The organism is Kocuria sp. UBA5001, assembly GCF_002398425.1.
GTDB classification, from domain to species: Bacteria; Actinomycetota; Actinomycetes; order Actinomycetales; family Micrococcaceae; genus Kocuria; species Kocuria salsicia.
On record NZ_DGYR01000021.1, the window covers coordinates 225,091 to 243,447 of the forward strand.

16 protein-coding genes and 1 tRNA gene are annotated in these 18,357 nt (G+C 70.9%); 13 read left to right on the top strand and 4 right to left on the bottom strand.

All coding sequences use genetic code 11. The features are described from left to right. The first annotated feature begins 37 nt into the window (after nt 1-37). From nadD to B3G12_RS12290, 6 genes are all read left to right on the top strand, one after another. Nucleotides 38-775: a nicotinate-nucleotide adenylyltransferase gene (nadD, locus tag B3G12_RS12265; protein WP_260983366.1), complete on the top strand. Its 738-nt coding sequence runs from the start codon at nt 38-40 to the stop codon at nt 773-775. Continuing rightward, a complete protein-coding gene (locus tag B3G12_RS12270) occupies nt 772-1,638 on the top strand; it encodes a hypothetical protein (protein WP_144942601.1) in 867 nt (288 codons plus the stop codon). The genes nadD and B3G12_RS12270 overlap by 4 nt, the downstream gene beginning before the upstream one ends. Nucleotides 1,639-1,672: 34 nt before the next feature. Continuing rightward, the gene (gene rsfS, locus B3G12_RS12275; RefSeq protein WP_290500597.1) at nt 1,673-2,077 is read left to right on the top strand and encodes a ribosome silencing factor; all 405 of its coding nucleotides are present in this window, start codon (nt 1,673-1,675) and stop codon (nt 2,075-2,077) included. A 158-nt stretch (nt 2,078-2,235) separates the two neighbouring features. Further along, nucleotides 2,236-2,308 (top strand) — tRNA-Ala (locus B3G12_RS12280). 393 nt (nt 2,309-2,701) lie between these two features. Then, nucleotides 2,702-3,268 carry an NADPH-dependent FMN reductase gene (locus tag B3G12_RS12285; RefSeq protein WP_290500600.1) on the top strand — a complete coding sequence of 189 codons (567 nt, stop codon included), beginning with the start codon at nt 2,702-2,704 and terminating at the stop codon, nt 3,266-3,268. Nucleotides 3,269-3,335: 67 nt separating this feature from the next. Continuing rightward, the gene (locus B3G12_RS12290; protein ID WP_244944666.1) at nt 3,336-4,373 is read left to right on the top strand and encodes an arsenic resistance protein; all 1,038 of its coding nucleotides are present in this window, start codon (nt 3,336-3,338) and stop codon (nt 4,371-4,373) included. A 254-nt stretch (nt 4,374-4,627) separates the two neighbouring features. On the opposite strand, the gene B3G12_RS12295 is transcribed toward B3G12_RS12290, so the two are convergent. Both B3G12_RS12295 and B3G12_RS12300 read right to left on the bottom strand, forming a co-directional pair. Continuing rightward, entirely contained in the window at nt 4,628-4,777 is a 150-nt protein-coding gene (locus B3G12_RS12295; RefSeq protein WP_186366653.1) for a hypothetical protein, read from the bottom strand. Between the two features lie 3 nt (nt 4,778-4,780). Next, entirely contained in the window at nt 4,781-5,041 is a 261-nt protein-coding gene (locus tag B3G12_RS12300) for a hypothetical protein (RefSeq protein ID WP_144942605.1), read from the bottom strand. A gap of 120 nt (nt 5,042-5,161) precedes the next feature. Between B3G12_RS12300 and B3G12_RS12305 the strand changes: the two genes are divergently transcribed. The 3 genes from B3G12_RS12305 (at nt 5,162) to B3G12_RS12315 (ending at nt 12,114) form a co-directional block, all read left to right on the top strand. Beyond that, nucleotides 5,162-6,115 (top strand): hypothetical protein, encoded by a 954-nt coding sequence (locus tag B3G12_RS12305; RefSeq protein WP_244944665.1) that lies wholly within the window; start codon nt 5,162-5,164, stop codon nt 6,113-6,115. Nucleotides 6,116-6,484: 369 nt separating this feature from the next. Then, entirely contained in the window at nt 6,485-10,687 is a 4,203-nt protein-coding gene (locus tag B3G12_RS12310) for a Pls/PosA family non-ribosomal peptide synthetase (RefSeq protein WP_290500604.1), read from the top strand. Continuing rightward, nucleotides 10,684-12,114 (top strand): DUF418 domain-containing protein, encoded by a 1,431-nt coding sequence (locus B3G12_RS12315; RefSeq protein WP_290500606.1) that lies wholly within the window; start codon nt 10,684-10,686, stop codon nt 12,112-12,114. Before B3G12_RS12310 ends, B3G12_RS12315 begins: the two co-directional genes overlap by 4 nt. Before the next feature lie 37 nt (nt 12,115-12,151). Here B3G12_RS12315 and B3G12_RS12320 read toward each other — a convergent pair whose 3' ends face one another. Then, on the bottom strand, nt 12,152-12,934 hold the full coding sequence (locus B3G12_RS12320) for a 4'-phosphopantetheinyl transferase family protein (protein WP_144942607.1): 783 nt from the start codon (nt 12,932-12,934) through the stop codon (nt 12,152-12,154). Continuing rightward, nucleotides 12,931-13,716, bottom strand: a complete 786-nt coding sequence (locus tag B3G12_RS12325) for a thioesterase II family protein (protein ID WP_260983350.1) — start codon at nt 13,714-13,716, stop codon at nt 12,931-12,933. Before B3G12_RS12325 ends, B3G12_RS12320 begins: the two co-directional genes overlap by 4 nt. 344 nt (nt 13,717-14,060) lie before the next feature. Between B3G12_RS12325 and ybaK the strand changes: the two genes are divergently transcribed. The 4 genes from ybaK (at nt 14,061) to efeB (ending at nt 18,123) form a co-directional block, all read left to right on the top strand. Beyond that, nucleotides 14,061-14,570 carry a Cys-tRNA(Pro) deacylase gene (gene ybaK, locus B3G12_RS12330; protein ID WP_290500609.1) on the top strand — a complete coding sequence of 170 codons (510 nt, stop codon included), beginning with the start codon at nt 14,061-14,063 and terminating at the stop codon, nt 14,568-14,570. 105 nt (nt 14,571-14,675) lie between these two features. Further along, entirely contained in the window at nt 14,676-15,557 is an 882-nt protein-coding gene (gene efeU / locus B3G12_RS12335; RefSeq protein WP_145009231.1) for an iron uptake transporter permease EfeU, read from the top strand. Between the two features lie 89 nt (nt 15,558-15,646). After that, on the top strand, nt 15,647-16,813 hold the full coding sequence (gene efeO, locus B3G12_RS12340; RefSeq protein WP_290500612.1) for an iron uptake system protein EfeO: 1,167 nt from the start codon (nt 15,647-15,649) through the stop codon (nt 16,811-16,813). Between the two features lie 5 nt (nt 16,814-16,818). Beyond that, nucleotides 16,819-18,123 (top strand): iron uptake transporter deferrochelatase/peroxidase subunit, encoded by a 1,305-nt coding sequence (efeB, locus tag B3G12_RS12345; RefSeq protein ID WP_144942610.1) that lies wholly within the window; start codon nt 16,819-16,821, stop codon nt 18,121-18,123. Nucleotides 18,124-18,357 lie beyond the last annotated feature (234 nt).

Consider the following 18,357-nt stretch of genomic DNA (forward strand, 5'->3'; position numbering starts at 1 on the left):
GAACGCTCCGAGCCCCTCGGCGACGTCCCCTGACGACCTGAAGATCCCCCCGCGCACACCCGGCAGGCTCCGGCTGGGCGTGATGGGAGGCACCTTCGATCCGATCCACCACGGTCACCTGGTGGCGGCGTCCGAGGTGGCCTCCGTCTTCGACCTCGACGAGGTGGTCTTCGTGCCCACGGGCGAGCCGTGGCAGAAGGCCGGCCAGGACGTCTCCGACGCCGAGCACCGCTACCTCATGACGGTGGTGGCCACAGCGTCGAACCCGCGGTTCACGGTGTCCCGCGTGGACATCGACCGCAATGGGCCCACCTACACGGTCGACACTCTGCGGGACCTGCACCGGCTGCGCCCTGACGCGGAGCTGTTCTTCATCACCGGCGCGGACGCGATGGCGGAGATCATCACCTGGAAGGGCGCGGCGGAGCTGTGGCGTCTCGCGCGGTTCGTGGGCGTCACCCGTCCGGGCCACGTTCTTTCGGCCCCCGTGGGCTCGGAGAGCGTGTCCCTGCTCAACGTGCCCGCCATGGCCATCTCCTCCACGGACTGCCGGGCCCGCGTGGCCGCCGGCAAGCCCGTGTGGTACCTCGTCCCGGACGGCGTGGTGCAGTACATCAACAAGTACGGGCTCTACCGGGGCTCCGGGCGTGCGGACGCGGGCGCGTCCTCCGCCGGATCCGCGCAGGCCCCGGTCGGGGAGGACGCCTCCTCTCCGACGTCCGCCCCCACGGAGACCACCGAGACTCCCCACTCGGCACACAGGAGCACCGCGTGAGCACACCCCCCGAGAAGAACGACGGCCCCGGCACCCCTCAGAACTGCCCCTGGGCCACCCACCCCGCCACGGGCGAGCACGAGCGGCTGTCCCCGCCCGCCCCCATGATCGAGCTGGACTCGCCCGTGTCCTCCGAGCCGGTCAAGCCGCTGGGCCCGCGTCGGCTTGCGCGCCTGCAGCGCGAGATGGCCGAGCATGCGCGGGAGATCCAGGACGCGGAGCGCGCCAACCGGGGCGCGGGGGTCGACGACGCCCTGCTCGCCAAGCAGCAGCGGCTCGCGGACCTCGCGGTCCGGGCCGCGGCGGCGAACGAACGGGACCGCCACGATGCGCAGCGCGCGCTGGCGCGCAGCGGAGACGCCGCCGCCCCGGAAGCTTCCGGGGCTGCGGCTGCCGGTGTCATGGTTCCCGGGACGGCCACGCCGCGCGCCGGGGTTCCTCGGACCACCACTGCCGGCATCCCGGCTCCGGGCACCCATGATCCGAGAGCTCAGGCCCCCGATGCTACGGCGACGTCGTGGCCCGCGAGTCCCGTGGACTACGGGCCGGGCCCGGCCACCACTCAGATCCCGATCTACATTGCGCCGGCCGAGGCGACTGCTGCGCCGGCCGCGGCTGAACCGGCCGCCGGCCCCGAAGCCGGGCCGGGGGAGCGTGCGGGGGGTGACGCCGCGGCGTCGTCAACCGAGGACTCGCACCACGCCCCACCCGGCCGGCCCGTCCGCGCCGTGGACGCCGAAGGGCTCGAGCTTTTGGAGCCTGGCGCCTACAGGAGCCGCGGCGGCTGGATGCGGTGGCTGCTGGTGCTGCTGCTCCTGGTGGTCGCGGCGCTGGCCGTGGTCCTGATCATGTTCATCCTGTAAGACACACACCCTTGCGAAAGGACAGCACGCCTCCGTGACTGCAACCACCGAATCCATCGACCTCGTCCGCGCCGCCGCTCAGGCCGCGGACCAGAAGAAGGCGGAGAACGTCATCGCGTTCGACGTCAGCGACAGCCTGGCCATCACCGAGGCTTTTCTGGTGGCCTCCGCGCCCAACGAGCGCCAGGTGGCCGCCGTGGTGGACGCCGTGGAGGACACATTGATTGAGCGCTTCGACCGCCGCCCCCTGCGCCGCGAGGGCAAGGGCGAGGGCCGCTGGGTGCTGCTCGACTACGGCGACGCCGTGATCCACGTGCTGCACGACGAGGACCGCGCGTTCTACGCCCTGGAGCGGCTCTGGGGCGACTCCCCAGCCATCGACGTGCAGCTGCCGGAAGCGCCCGAGGCCGCCGCCGACGCCGCCTCGCCGGCCGTCTGAGCGGCCACCGCGACAATTTGCGCCCGTCCATCCTGACTGTTTAGGATGGTCGAGTTGTTCCGGGGAACTGGAAGCGCAAAGCCCCTCAGCGGGTGCACGGAAGACTCTTCCGGGCGAACGCGGACGGGCAGGCCGTGGTAGAGTTTTCCGAGTCGCACGGGGCTATGGCGCAGCTGGTAGCGCACCTGCATGGCATGCAGGGGGTCAGGGGTTCGAGTCCCCTTAGCTCCACGAAACAGGGAAACCCCCTCACCGAGATGGTGAGGGGGTTTTTCGCGTGCCCTGGTGCCCCTGGCTCGCAGGTGTCGAGGTGACGCGCGCCCGGCTGTCGTGGACCAGGGGCACAGGTGGTGGCGCTGCCCCTGGCACTCGGCGCTGTCCCCGTTCGTGCAGCTCTCCAGGGTGGAGGTCAGCGTCAGCCCCATGCTCTGTCTGAGGTCGGCGGTGGCGGACTCGTCGACTGCCTCGAGGAGGCTGGCACTCTCGTGGGCAATAACGTGCATTCCTCACTCGCCTTCGAGCGTCCGCGCGTCCACCAGCTCCATACCCGTGAGCGCGTACGAGGGCCACCCGGACACCGCCTCTCTTAGGGAACGGACGCCCGGGAACGGGGGAGCACCTCCCATGAAGGCGATCGTCATCATCGGCAGCACGCGGCCCGTCCGGGTGGGGGACCAGATCGCTGGGGTCGTGGACCGGATCAGGAGCGAGCGCGGCGTGGACACGAAGGTTGTGGATCTGAGCGAGCTGAACCTGCCACCGCTCAACGAGCCCCAGGTCCCCGCCACCGGGCAGTACGCCCGTGAGCACACCCGCAACTGGGCCGCCACGGTCAGCGGCGCGGACGCCGTCGTCGTGGTGACGCCCCAGGACAACGACGGCGACCCCTCGGGCCCGAAGACCGCGATCAACTCGCTCTACAACGAGTGGCAGGGCAGGCTCGGCGCTATCATCAGCTACGGCGGTCGCGGTGGCGGCATGGTCTATGACCAGTTCGCCCAGGTGCTCTCCCTCGTGGGTCCGCAGCTGGACCCCGAGGGTGAGAAACTCTTCCAGTCGCGGGACGACTACGGGGAGAACGGCACGTTCACCGACGCGGAGGCCGCCGTCGGCGCCCAGGCGGCCGAGATCGCGGCGCTTGTGGACCGGGTGATCGCCGCCATGTCAGAGAAGGACGGCGCGCAGGGTTGACGACGCCGCCGCGGGACGGGAGAGCGCCTGTGGCCCGGGGTGCTGACGGATGGAGGCGGATCACCGCGTGAACGACTGGCTGCAGCGCCACCAGGTGCTCCTCTACCTGCTCGCCATCCTGGTGGGCGCGGCGGCCGGGTGGTTCGTGCCGGGCTCGGGCTCCCTGGCCAACCCCGCCGTGACGCCCCTCCTGGCCCTGCTGCTGTACGCCACCTTCCTCGGGATCCCGCTGCGCCACCTGGGCCGGGCCCTGCGTGACTGGAGTTTCCTGGGGACCGTGCTCGCCCTGGACTTCGTGCTGGTGCCGGTGGTCGTGCTGGGGCTGGTGCACCTGTTCGGCATTGAGGGGCCGCTGCTCACGGGGGCCTTGCTGGTTCTGCTGGCGCCGTGCGTGGACTACGTCATCGTCTTCACGGGCCTCGCCGGTGGTGCGGCCGAGAAGCTGCTCGCCGCCGCACCGGTGCTCATGCTGCTCCAGATCCCCGTGCTTCCTCTGCTCCTGTGGCTCTTTCTCGGGCCCGAAGCCGCCGCCTCTCTGCACTGGGGCACCTTCGCCTGGGCGCTGCTCACCTTGATCCTCGTGCCGCTGGCGCTCGCGGCCGCGACGCAGTGGGTGACGGCACAATGGACGACGGCGCGGCGGGCAACGGCGCCCGCCCGCCTGCCCTGCGCGTGGGAGGGTTTCGTGGCCGCGGCCATGGTGCCGCTCATGGTGCTTGTGCTCGCCACCGTGGTGGCCTCGCAGATTGCCGGCGTGGGTGCAAGGGTGTCGGAGCTCGCCCCGCTGGTTCCCCTCTACGCCGCGTTCGCACTGGTGATGACGGCGGTGGGCTGGGGTGTCGGGCGGCTCGCCCTGGGACCGGCTCGCGAGCGCCGGGCGGTGCTCTTCACCGGGGTGACCCGCAACTCGCTGGTGGTGCTTCCCCTCGCCCTGGCTCTGCCGGGCGGCTCGGGGCTCGCACCCCTCGCGGTGGTCACCCAGACGCTCGTGGAGCTGCCGGTGATGGTGGCCCTGGTGTGGGCCGTCCCCCGGCTGGTCCCGCTGCGTGGGGCGCAGAGGCCGGGGGACGGGGCCGAAAAACTGCAAGTCTCCAGCGAAACCTGAAAATCGCCACGGGGCGATGTTTCGAGTTTCACCCGAGACCTGAAAGGAAGTGACTGGGCCGACCGCCGGGTGGGGGAATCGGGGTGGTAACCAGCCCGCCGAAGCGGGCGCGGCGCGGCAGGGCCCGGGGGAACGGCGGCGTTGTCCGCGCCGGCGGAACCGGCCTGGTCCGGGAACTCGACGTAGAGGTTCGGGCCGGAGATCGGGAAGTACATGCCGTCACCGTGGGCCATGTCGTACTCCGTGGCACCGGATCAGTTGACGTACGTGTCGTCCAGGGATGCCTCGATCTGGTACCCCTCGTCGCTGAGGTCCGTGAGGTGCAGCCCCGCACGGTCCACGAACGAGACCGGGACGTTGGACCTGGAGGTCGTCTCCGCCTCGTCGTCGCGGTCGTGGACCACCTGTTACTTCTGCTCGTCCGAGAACGTGGCCAGGAACGCCTGCGCGGACTCGGCCGTCTCGGAGATCGTGCTCGCGGTGGTGGAGCCGTCTGCCGTCGCGTCCTCGGTGGTCGCGTCCGTGCTCGGCACGCTGGTCTTGGTGCTCGCCGTGGCCACGGTGGATGAGGACGCGGCGTTGGCCGGTGCCGAGCAGCCGCTGAGCAGGAGGCTGGAGGACAGCGCGAGGGTCGCGGACCAGACGGCGGTCTTGGGGAGGATCTTCATGGCGGGGCTCCCGTTCGTGACGATCGGTGGTTGACGTGCTCCACGCTAGGAACGGGCCCTGTGCCGGGTTGAGTGCGCGGCTGTGCCGGGGCTGTGACTCTGCGGGGTACGATCTTCGCCATGCCCACCGGTCCTTCGAGGACGGGCACGAAGCGAGCCCGGTGGCGGATCGTTGCGGTACTGGTTCTCCTGCTGGTCCTGATCGCCGCCGCCGTGCTCGTCGCCGTGGACCCGTTCACCTCTGCGCAAGCGCCCACCACCGACTGCACCCGCTACGGTCTCTCCGACGACGACTCCCGGGCCCATCCCCACACCGTGACCCTGCCCACCCAGCAGACGGACGAGGACCAGACGCAGGCCGGTGCGCTGGGTGCGCTGCAGCAGTCCTTCACCTCCAACGGCACCACGAGCAGGTACCACGTGGTGGACGGCGGGGTGGACACGAGCCGCCCCGTGGGCCTGGTGGTGGACCTGCACGGGGACGGGGGCGCGGAGTTCACCGAGCCCGGTGGACGCACCACGTGCCTGGCCGCGGTGGCGGCGTCCCACAACGCACTGTTGGTGGTCCCCCTGACACCCGACTGCACCGGCGACTGCACGTGGTGGCGGGACCTGCGCCCCAATCTGCGGTGGCTGCGGGCCCTGGTCACCCAGCGGCTGCTCACGGACCTGCCCGTGCAGAAGGACCGCGTGAGCTGGCTCGGCTACTCCGGTGGCGCCGAGATGCTCAGCTACGGGGTGCTCAGCGGCGCCCGGGATCTCGTGACCGGCGGTGCGGCAATGGTCGGCGGTGGCGGGTCCCCCGGATCGCTGATGAGCTCGGCGGACGAGCAGCAGAAGAAGGACCTGAAGATGTGGTGGTTCACCGGCGCGGACGACGACGGCACGGACCCCAATTCGGACTTCGACGCCGTGGAGGCCGCCACCCGGGGTCAGCGCTTCTACGAGAATCGCGGATTCCAGCAGACCCGGCTGGAGCTGCTCGCCGGGCACAATCACTTCGACATGCCCGACGCCGCGATCCTGGACGAGCTGCTCTCGGCCGAGGACCCGGCTGCCTCGCCGACCGGCTGAGCCCGCGCGGCCGCCGGGACCCCTGCTGGGTGCTCGACGGGAGACCCAGCGGAGCGCACGGCACGACATGGGTGTCACACACCACAGACGGAGAAGACATCCAGCGTGTTTTCTGACACAATGCCCCGAATCTCCTGAGTATTGCCCCGGCCAGGGCACATACCGTATTCTTGAACCACCATCTGGGCCAGCAGGGGGATTTTTCAACGCTGGAAACCGCGGCGCGTTCAAGGATGCCGCGCTGTCGTCGAGGTCGGGGGACCTGGGGGACGTCAAAGAAGCATCCACAACACACATGTGTCTCGTTCGGAGAAACGCGTGTGTCTCCTCCTGCGCCATCGGTCCTTAGCGAGGGGGAGAGTACACGCAGTGGACAGCCAAGAATCAACAAGCGGGGCACACGCCGCAGGTGCGGGCATCGGCCCGGACCGGGCCGTGTACCCGGTGGAGCAGCCACCGGAACCGCGCACCCTGGTGGACATCGTCCTGGACACCGTGGAGCAGTACCCGGACGCGATCGCGCTCGAGGACGAGAACGAGAGCGTGCCCTATGGCGAGCTCGAGGACCGTATCGAGACCCACGTGCAGCGGCTGTGGGATCTCGGCGTCGGCCGCGGAGACCGCGTGGGCGTGCGCGTCCCGTCCGGCGGGGTGGACCTCTACGTGGCCATCCTCGCGACCCTCTTCGCCGGCGCGGCCTACGTGCCCGTGGACTGGGACGACCCGGACGAGCGCGCCAACACGGTGTGGGAGGAGGCCGGCGTCGCCGCCGTCTTCGGCCAGGGCCTCGAGCTGACCCGCAACCCCGCGGTCACCCCGGGCGAGCAGACGGAGACCCCGCGCACCCGCGACGACGCCTGGATCATCTTCACCTCCGGCTCCACCGGCAAGCCCAAGGGTGTGGCCATCAGCCACCGCTCCGCGGCCGCCCTCGTGGACGCGGAGTCCCAGATGTACCTGCAGCGCCGCCCGCTGAGCCCCGGTGACCGCGTGATGGCCGGGCTCTCCGTGGCCTTCGACGCCTCGTGCGAGGAGATGTGGCTCGCGTGGCGTCACGGCGCCACCCTGGTGCCCGCGCCCCGCAAGATCGTGCGCTCCGGCCCGGACCTGGGCCAGTGGATCGTGGACAAGCAGATCACTGCCGTCTCGACGGTGCCCACGCTCGCGTCCCTGTGGCCCAGCGAGGCGCTGGACCGGGTGCGCCTGCTGATCTTCGGCGGGGAGGCGTGCCCCCTGGAACTGACCAAGCACCTCGTGCGCCCCGGACGTGAGGTCTGGAACACGTACGGACCCACCGAGGCCACCGTCATCGCCACGGGTGCCCTGCTCACCGGTGAAGCGCCCATCCGCATCGGCTTGGCCGTGCCCGGGTGGGAGCTCGCCGTCGTCGACGCCGAGGGCGAGCCCGTGGCCTGGGGCGAGACCGGCGAGCTGATCATCGGCGGCGTGGGCCTGGGCCGCTACCTGGACCCGGAGAAGGACGCCGAGAAGTACGCACCGCTCGAGTCACTCGGCTGGGATCGCGCCTACCGTTCCGGGGACGTGGTGCGCGCCGATCAGGAGGGCATCGTCTTCGCCGGGCGCGCGGACGACCAGGTCAAGGTCTCCGGGCGGCGCATCGAGCTCGGGGAGATCGATACCCAGATGACCCAGGTCCCCGGCGTGAAGCTCGGCGCGTGCGCTGTGCACTCCACCCCGGGTGGCGGAAGCGTCATCGCCGGCTACCTCGTCCCCGAGTTCGAGGGTTCCGTGAACCTCTCCGAGGCGCGGCGCTGGCTCGTGGAGCGGCTGCCGGGCCAGATGGTCCCGGCCCTGTGCCTCATGGACGAGCTGCCCATGAAGACCTCCGGCAAAGTGGACCGCAAGGCCCTGCCCTGGCCGCTGCCCGCCTCCAACGAGGACGGCTCCGCGCCGCTGCAGGGCGATCTCGCGTGGCTCGCGGAACTGTGGGCAGACCAGCTCGGCCCGCTGCCCTTCACCGCGGACAGCGACTTCTTCGCCATGGGCGGCAGCTCGGTGGCACTCGCCCGCCTGGTCTCCGCCCTGCGCAAGACCCACCCGGACACCGAGATCGCCAAGATCTACTCGCACCCCACGCTCGAGTCCATGGCCGGCTACCTGGCGACGCTGGGGGAGTCCCACGACCACAAGCGGGACCCCGAGCCCATCCCCGCCTCCGCAGGATGGCTGCAGGGCGCGTTCCTGCTGCTGCTCAACGTGCTCAATGGCTTCCGCTACGTGGTCGGCTCAGTCATCGTGGTCTGGATCCTCGCCGTGGTCGCGGACGCAGGCTGGGTGCCCAAGCCGCCCCTGTGGCCGCTGATCATCGGGTGGCTCGTGATGTTCTCCCTACCGGGGCGCGTGCTCATCGGCGCGGCCACGGTGCGCCTGCTCACCGCCGGACTCAAGCCCGGGCACTACCCGCGCGGCAGCTGGAACCACGTGCGCGTGTGGGCCGCCGAGCGCCTGGTGGTCTACAACAAGTACGACGTTCTCACCGGCACGCCCATGGCGCGCGGTCTGCACCGGCTGTTCGGCAACCGAATCGGCAAGGGCGCCCACCTGTACAACACTCCTCCCGTCACCGGGCTGGTGAGCGTGGGCGAGAACTCCACGGTGGAGTTCGAGTCCGACCTCTCCGGCTACTGGCTGGACGGGGACGTCTTCCACGTGGGGGCCATCGAGGTCGGCAACGACGCCCGTGTGGGCACCCGCACCCTGCTGGACCCCGGAACCCGCGTGGGCGACGGCGCCGAGGTGCTGCCCGGCTCGCACGTCACCCACAGCATCCCGGACGGGGAGCTGTGGGGCGGCTCCCCGCTGCGCTACCTCGGCACCGCCGGGCTGACCTGGCCTGAAGGCTCCCCGGAGTCCACGGGTGGGCTGAAGACGTGGGGCAAGGGACTGTCCTACCTCATGTACAGCCTCGGCGCGGTCCTCGTGGGCGTGCTGCCGCTGCTCGCGCTGATCCCCGGGGCGCTGATCGTGCTCACCCAGGTCATCCACATCCAGGAGTACGAGATCGTGTTCCCCATCGTGGCCGTGTGGGTCCCGGTGTTCACGGTCGTCACCGCCGTGGTGTGGCTGCTGCTCGTCGTGGCGGTCGTGCGCCTGCTGGCCGGGACCATCGTCCCGGGCTACTTCCCGCAGGACAGCAAGGTGGGGTGGGCCATGTGGCTCACCGAGACGCTCATGCAGCGCACCCTGATCTCCACCTACCCGATCTACGCCTCGTGCATCACCCCGTGGTTCATGCGCCTGCTCGGTGCCAAGGTGGGGCGCAACGTGGAGATCTCCACCGCGGAGACCATTCCGCACCTGACCACGCTCAAGGACGGCTCGTTCCTCGCGGACCACGCCCTGGTGACCTCGCACCGCGCTGGCTTCGGCTGGCTGCACGTGGGCACCTCGGTGATTGGTGAGCGCACCTTCGTGGGCAACTCTGGCATCGTGGGACCGGACCGGGACCTCCCTGCGGACGCGCTGGTGGCCGTGCTCAGCTCCGCGCCGTACCACGCCCCCGCCGGGTCCTCCTGGCTGGGTCGCACCGCGGAGCCGATTGCCCGGGCGAAGACCGAGGCGGACTCGGAGTCCACGTTCCAGCCGCAGCGCCGTCTGAAGGCGGCCCGCGCGTTCGTGGAGATCTTCCGCTTCCTGCCCGCCATGGTCTCGGCCTGGCTGGACCTGATCATCGTGTACGTGCTCACCGTGATCTACATGTCCCACGGCATGGGCGCCAGCGGCGTCGTGGCTGCGTTTGCGTGGTCCGGCGTGGTGCTGACCGTGGCGAGCACCGTGGCGTGCCTGGTGCCTGTGCTGGTCAAGTGGGCCCTGATGGGCCGCTTCCGGGCCTCGGAGCGCCCCCTGTTCAGCTCCTTCGTGTGGCGCAACGAGCTCACGGACATCTTCGCGGAGTCCCTGGCCGTGCCCTCCATGATCCGGCTGAGCGTGGGCTCGCCCATGTTCAACGTGTGGGCGCGCCTGATGGGCTCGAAGATCGGGCGCAGCGTGTGGTGCGAGACCTGGTGGCTGCCCGAGTTCGACCTCGTGCACCTGGAGGACAACGTGTCCGTGAACCGCGGCACCGTGCTGCAGACCCACCTGTTCCACGACCGCATCATGCGGATGGAGCCGGTGACCATGCGCCGCGGCTCCACCCTGGGGCCCAACAGCTTCGTGCTGCCGGGCGCCACGATCGAGGAGCGCACCACCGTGGCACCGGGCTCACTGGTGATGCGCCAGGAGACCGTGCCCTCGGACGGCAACTGGGGCGGCAACCCCATCCGCCACCTCGAGGCCGGTGACCAGGTGGTCAGCGCCATGGTGGTGCCCACCCCGGCACTGCCCACCGCCGGTGCCGCCGGCACCGGCACGTCGGCCACAGCGGCGTCGGCCACCCCGGGCTCCGGTGCCACCACGCACGGTGCCACGGAGCCCGGTGCGACAACGAGCAGCATGCCCGCCACGGCGTCGTCGCCCCGTACCGCAGGGTCCACCGCGGTGCCCTCGGCCCACACGGCCACCATCCCCCTCGGGGAGCCCGCCGCCCAGCACAAGGGAGCCACCGAATGACCCAGCAGAGTGTGAATGACGACGTCGTGGAAGGCGACCTCCCGCTCGGGCAGCGCCCGCAGCCGGGGCGCCGCCCACCGCGTGAGGTGTGGTTGGGGGACCGCGGGGACGAGGGCCGCACGGCCGCCGAGAGTGGACTGTGGACCCATGCCACCCCGGTGGTCACCGCCCCGCCGCGCTCCACCTCCGCGCCCCGTCACGGGGCGGTCACGCGCAACGAGACCAGTGCGGACGGGCGGCGAACCAAGCGCCGCATCATGGGCGTGGACGTGGCCCGTGGCTTCGCCCTGATCGGCATGATCGCGGTCCACGTGCTGCCCGCGACCCACGGCGTGGACGAGGAGCCCACCCTGCAGTGGAGCCTGTTCGCCGGCCACTCCGCCGCACTGTTCGCCACCCTGGCCGGAGTGAGCCTCGCGTTCATGACCGGCGGACGCCACCCCCGCAAGGGCAGGGAGGGCCACCGGGCGCGCGTGTCAATCCTCGTCCGCTCGATCGTGCTGTTCCTCATCGGCATGACCATAAACCTGCTGGACCTGCCGGTGTACAACATCCTGATCTACTACGGTCTGATGTTCCTGGTGGCCATCCCGTTCACGCTGATGACCGTTCGGTGGCTGCTTGCCTCCTCGGTGTTCTTCGCGGTGGTCATGCCGTTCGTGATGCAGTGGTCCCTGTCCGTGCTGCCCGCGCACGTCTACGGCAACCCGAGCTACGCGGAGCTGTTCACGGATCCGGGAGCTGTGCTCGCGGAGCTGTTCCTCACCGGCACCTACCCGGCGCTGCCGTGGATGACGTTCATCTGCCTGGGCATGGCCCTGGGCCGGCTGCCGCTGTCCCGTGACCGGGTGCAGGTGCTGCTCGTGATCGTGGGTGCCGTGGTGGCCGCCATCGGCTGGGGGGTGTCCCTGCTGATGCTGTGGCGCTTCGACCTTGAGGACGCCCTGCTCCAGGCGACCCCGTGGATGACGTGGGAGGACGTGTGGACCATCCAGGCCTTCGGCCCGGACCCCCAGATGCCGAACACCACCAACCTGTGGCTGCTGCTCTCCGGGCCGCACACCAACACCCCGTTCGCGCTGTTCAAGAGTGCGGGCATGGCCATGATCGCGCTGGGCATCTTCCTGTTGCTCAGCCGCGTGATCGGCAAGTGGTTGACCTGGCTCGGCGCCATGGGCTCCATGACGCTGACCCTGTACGTGAGCCACCTGGTGTTCCTGTCCTTCGTGTGGACGGACGGCACGCCGTGGTTCTGGTACTTCGTGCAGATCGCGGTCGCGGCGCTGTTCGCGGTGGCCTGGCAGAAGGCGCTGGGCAACGGACCGCTGGAGCGGCTGGTCACGAAGGTGTCGAAGGGCGTGGCCGCCGCGGTCGTGCCGGTCAAGAAGGCGCCGCCGCGACGTCGTGCGGAGACCCGCGCGCGGTGAGCACCCGGTAGCGCGCACCGCATCCGACGAACGGACCTCAGCCCTGCGGGGCGGGGTCCGTTCGCCATGCCACGGCCAGCCGGGCGTTCTCCCGGGTGCTGGTGCGCACGTCGCCCACGGTCCAGTCCGGGCCGTAGGTGGCGCGGGAGCGGGTGCCCACGTTGATGCTCGCCGGGTCCCGTGCCAGGCCGGTCTGCCAACCCTTCACGAGCGCCTCCACGCGCACCCATGCGCGGGTCACCGCCACACGACGACGCCGCCCGCGCAGTCCCGCGAGCCGGGCGCGGTCTGCGGGGTGCAGGATATCCAGGAGCACGTCCGCCTCCACCTCGCTCTGCAGCCTCTCGACGTCGACGCCCACCTCGCGCTGCGCGGTGACCACCGCCACGAGACCCGCCGTGCGGGAGACCGAGAAGTGGACGGGGCGCAGAGCTCCGAGGGCGGGGGACCAGCCGAGTTCGGGGCCCGCGTCACCGCCCCACCCGGCCACGGCACTCGCGCGGCCGTGCACCTCGCGGGGAGCGCCGGTGCGCGGGTCGTGCGTCACGGGGGCGTCCCCGGGGGCGCAGCCCAGGCGGTGGCCGAGCACGTGGCGCAGGGCCACGCGGGAGACCACGAACAGCTCCCTTGCGGAGGTCTCCTGGATCCCGCGGGCGCGGGCGAGCTCCTCCGGGGAGAGACAGCCCGTTGCGGACTCGACCCAGGCCGCGACCTCGGACAGCGGCAGCACGTGCAGGGTCAGGTCTGCAGGGGCTCCGGGCACTCGGCGGCGCAGCTGCGCCCAGACGGGCTGGGCCACGGTGACGGTCCGGGCGCTCACAGGGCGCCGTCCGCGGACTCGTCCAGGGCGGCGTGGAGCAGGTCCGGGTGCGCATACAGGCCGTGGTGGCCACCGGGGACCCCCAGGGTGCGCACGGCTCCACCCGTGCAGCGGGCCCACCCAGCCATGGCCTCGGCGGTGGCGCCGCCGTCCTCGCGGGCGTGCACGAGCAGCAGGGGAGTCGCCAGGTGCGGGGGCTGTCCGTCGTAGGACAGGGAGGCGCGCAGGTCCGCTCGCAGCGGGGCGAGGACCATCTCGCGCAGCCCGGGATCGGTGAGCAGCTCCTCGGGGGTGCCGCCGAGGGCGAGCAGCCAGGCGGCCAGCGCGCCGTCGTCCTCCAGGATCGCCGCGAGCTGCGGGTCCGGAGCTGGCGGGGTGGCTTTGGCCGAGAGCACCACGCGCTCGAGGCGCCCCGGGCGCAGCCTGTCCAGGGCGGCGGCGAACTCCGCGGCGGGCAGCGCGCCGAAGGAGTGGCCGAGGACCGCGGTGGGAACGCCGTCGGCGTCAAGCACGGGAAGCAGGGCGGCGAGTGCCTCGTCGATGGCGCCGCGCACGCTCACGGGGGTGGGGTCGCCCATGCGGGACTCGCGGCCGGGGCGGCGGTGGACGACCACCTCCGTGCCGGGGTGCAGCAGTGCTCTGCCGCTGAGCCCGCCGCCGCCGGCGTGGGGGAAGACGAGCAGCCGGCGCCGGGGAGCGGCGCCGGCCGCGGGGAAGCGCTCGAGGGCCGCCGGGTGCGGCTCGGGCAGCGGGGTGGTGCCGGGGGCGTGTGTGGTGGCCAACGTCCCGAACCTCCTGGGTCCTGGTGGGGCGCCCCCGCGCAGCCAGCCGCCGCGTGCGGCAAGGGCCCGGGGCTGCGGTGCGCGGTGATCGGGGGATCGTCGCGGGCCTGCTGTGGGGCGTACGGTGCGCGCAGAACGGGGAGGTGACGGGGGCGGTGCCGGGGGAGCACTCGTCCGTGCGGCGGGAGGGTCGTAGGCTCGTTGACCGTGACCCCGCAGGTCTCGGGGAGGTCCGCTGGAGGAGCTCTCGCCGCGCGGGCTGGTCACCACAGTACCCAAGCACACCGGGTACCGCCCCAGAGCGGGCTGGACACCGCCCGGGTGGAGTGTGAGAGGAGAGCGAGATGGCGAAGAAGAAGCACGGCGCGTCGGCCACCCCGGCCACCCAGCAGCTCACAGCGGCGGGGGTGGAGTTCGAGGAGCGGGCCTACGAGCACGACCCGCGCGCGGAGTCCTACGGGTTGGAGGCAGCCCAGGAGCTGGGGGTGGAGGCCCGCAGCGTGTTCAAGACCCTCGTAGTGGAGCTCGACCACGAGGGCTTCGGGGTGTGCGTGGTGCCGGTGGAGATGCGCGCGGACCTGAAGGCCGCGGCCGCCGCACTGGGTGCCAAGAAGGCAAAGCTCGCGCAGCCGGCGGACGTGCATCGCCTGACCGGGTACGTGCTCGGCGGGGTGAGCCCGCTGGGCCAGCGCACCAGGCTGCCCACGGTGGTGGACGAGAGTGCCGGGAAGCTGGAACGGGTCTACGTCTCGGGCGGTCGCCGGGGTCTGGACGTGGGGCTCGCACCACAGGACCTGACTCGGCTCACCGGTGCCGTTGTGGCCCCGGTGGCCGCCCCGTTGCGACACGGCTGACACGTCCCCGCACAAACCCCGCAGGCCCCGGAACCGCGGCGTTCTCGTGGTACTTTGAGATCATATTCTTAGGTGTGCCTAACCTCATGGGTGGAAGACGGGGACATGTTCCAAACTTTTCTGATCGGCCTGCGTGAGGGTCTCGAGGCGGCGCTGATCGTCGCGATCCTCATGGGATACCTCAAGCGGGTGGGGCAGCATTCGGCGCTGAAGCCCCTGTGGACGGGGGTCGTTGCGGCGATCCTCGTGGCCCTGGGGTTCGGCGCGCTGCTCACGTTCGGTCCCTCCACCCTGACCTTCGAGGCCCAGGAGGCCATCGGCGGATCACTGTCCATCATCGCAGTGGGCTTCGTCACGTGGATGATCTTCTGGATGGCCTCCGCTTCCCGCGGGCTCAAGAAAGAGCTCGAGTCCCGCGCCTCTCTGGCCGTGCAGGGTTCCACCGTGGGCATCGTGGTGCTGGGCGCGCTGACCGTGGGCCGCGAAGGACTCGAGACCGCGCTGTTCCTGTGGGCCGCCACCCGCGCCACCGGGAGCAGCGGAGGGATGCTCGCCCCCGCGCTTGCGGCGGTGCTCGGCATCCTCGTGGCCGTGCTCATCGCGTGGGCCATCACCCGCGGACTGCTGCGGCTGAACCTGTCCACCTTCTTCCGCTGGACCGGCGGGTTCCTCGTGATCGTGGCCGCCGGGGTGCTCGCCTACGGCTTCCACGACCTGCAGGAGGCCGGGATCCTGCCAGGGCTCAGCGCCCTGGCCTTCGACCTCTCCGCCACGATTCCTCCCACGAGCTGGTACGGCGTGCTGCTGAAGGGCGTCTTCAACTTCTCCCCGGCCACCACGTGGCTCGAGTTCGCGGCGTGGTGGCTCTACGTGCTGATCGTCATGCCGCTGTTCATCCGCCGATCCCGCTCCGGACGAGCCCGGCCCACCGCCGCAGTGAGCACGACGTCGCACCCCGCGTCCGACGCAGCCGCGGCCACTGCTTGAACCACATTCCCGCCCGCGGCCACACGCCCCCGCAGCGAGAACTCACAGACCCATCCCACTGCCGTCGACGGCCGAGACCGAGGACCGCCATGCCCCGCACCGCTATGACCCTTTCCGCCCTGGTGACCGCCACCGGGCTGCTCTTCGCCCTCTCCGCGTGCCAGCCCAACGACCAGTCCGGCGCCAAGGACGACGGCACGATCTCCGTGACGAGCACCGACGACAAGTGCGAGGTCTCGGCCACCGAGGCGTCGTCGGGAACCCTGCGCTTCGACGTCAAGAACGACGGCTCGAAGGTCACAGAGTTCTACCTGCTGGGGGAGGACGGGCTGCGGATCGTGGGCGAGGTGGAGAACATCGCCCCCGGCCTGAACCGCACCCTCACCGTCTCCGCACCGGAGGGCAAGTACTTCACGGCCTGCAAGCCCGGGATGGTCGGTGACGGCATCCGCGGGGACTTCACTGTGACCAAGGGTGAGGCCGGGGACCAGGCGGATGCCCAGGACAGCCAGCTCAAGGACCAGGCCACCAGCCAGTACGCGTCCTACGTCAAGGACCAGGCCGAGCAGCTGCTCTCAGGCACCAAGGAGTTCGCGCAGGCCTACAAGAACGGCGACGACGACAAGGCCCGCGAGCTCTACGCCCCCGTGCGCATGCACTGGGAGCGCATCGAACCGGTCGCCGAGTCCTTCGGTGACCTGGACCCCAAGCTGGACCTTCGCGAGGCGGACCTCGAGGACGGCCAGAAGTGGACGGGCTGGCACCGCATCGAGAAGGACCTGTGGCCGCCGGCCACCGGGTACACGGCTCTCGCACAGAAGGATCGCGACGCCCTGGCCGACCAGCTCGTCACGGACACCCAGACCCTCCACGACCGCACCCGCGACATCACCTTCACCGCGGACCAGCTCTCCAACGGTGCCAAGGAGCTGCTCGACGAGGTCGCCACCGGCAAGGTCACTGGCGAGGAGGAGACCTGGTCCCACACGGACCTGTGGGACTTCCAGGCCAACGTGGACGGTGCCCGGATCGCGTACGAGGACCTCTCCCCGCTGCTCAAGAAGCGGGACACGGAGCTGGACTCCACCCTGAAGACCCGGTTCGAGGACCTCCAGAAGCTGCTCGACCAGCACAAGGAGGGCGACGGCTTCGTGACCTACGACAAGCTGAGCAAGGACGACGTCAAGAAGCTCTCCGACGCCGTCAACGCCCTGTCCGAACCCCTGTCCACCGTGACCGACAAGGTCGTGGAGTAACCAGTATGAACGAGGCACCACGGGACGAGCACCCGACCACTACCCGCCGCGGGTTCTCCCGGCGCGCCCTGCTCGGCACGGGCGCCGGGGCGCTCGCCGTGGGCGCGGGGCTGGGTGTGGCGGGGCCTCCCGCGGTTGCCGCACTGCAGGACACGCTCGGGGACCGCGCCCCGGACGACGTCGTGGACTTCCACGGCGAGCACCAGGCCGGGATCGTCACGCCCGCGCAGGACCGGCTGTGCTTCGCGTCCCTGAACGTGCTCACCAAGGACCGTGACGAGCTGATCGGGCTGCTCAAGGACTGGACGGCGGCGTGCCGGCGGATCACCCAGGGCCTGGACGTCACCGAGACGGGCTTCGACGGCGGCTCCGAGTACGCCCCGCCCCAGGACACGGGGGAGGCCCACGACCTCTCGGCCGCCCACCTCACGGTCACGGTGGGATTCGGCCGCTCCCTGTTCCAGGACTCCTCGGGCAGGGACCGGTTTGGTCTTAAGTCCAGGCTTCCGGAGGGGCTGGTCGAGCTGCCCCACTTCCCGGGGGACAAGCTCGAAGACGCGCGCACCGGCGGAGACCTGTGCATCCAGGCGTGCGCCGATGACCCGCAGGTGGCCGTCCACGCCGTGCACAACCTGATCCGCATGGGCTTCGGAGTGGTCTCCACCCGCTGGATGCAGCTGGGCTTCGGCCGCACCTCATCGACCTCCACCGAGCAGGCCACGCCCCGGAACCTCTTCGGCTTCAAGGACGGAACCGCGAACCTCAAGGCCGAGGACGCCTCCGCGATCCAGGACCACGTGTGGGTCACCGACGACTCCTGGCTGCGCGGCGGCACCTACCTGGTAGCCCGGCGGATCCGGATGATCCTGGAGACGTGGGACCGGGAGTCGCTCACCGGCCAGGAGAAGATCATCGGGCGCACCAAGGGCAGCGGGGCACCGCTGTCCGGCGGCGAGGAGTTCACGCCCGTGGACCTGGGGATGATGGGCTCCGGCAACCAGCCGATCGTGCCCGAGGACTCCCACGTGCGCCTGGCCCACCCGGACACCAACGACGGTGTGCAGATGCTGCGCCGCGGCTACAACTACGCGGACGGCACGGACACCGTGGGCAACATGGACGTCGGGCTGTTCTTCATCGCCATGGTCAAGGACCCCGCCACCGGTTTCGTGCCCATCCAGAAGAAGCTCGCCCGCCAGGACGCGCTCAGCGAGTACCTGCGCCACACCGGCTCCGGGCTCTTCGCCGTGCCCCCGGGGGTGTCGCAGGACGCGGCGGACTACCTCGGGCGCCCGCTCTTCGAGGCCTGAGCGCCGCTCGCTACGACGTCGCCGCACTGGCCGTTCGCGACGTCGCCGCCCCGCGCCGTCGTGCCCGGCGGCCGCGACGCGCCCCTCGGGCCGGGACACCGCCCGCCGGGCGGGGCGCTGTCGACAGATCGTTACACGCAGGCCCTGGGCGTCACACGCTGCACTCAGGCCGTCAACACGCCGGAAACACGACCGCGTCAGGATCGAGGCATCCGCGGACACCGCGGGTTCCCG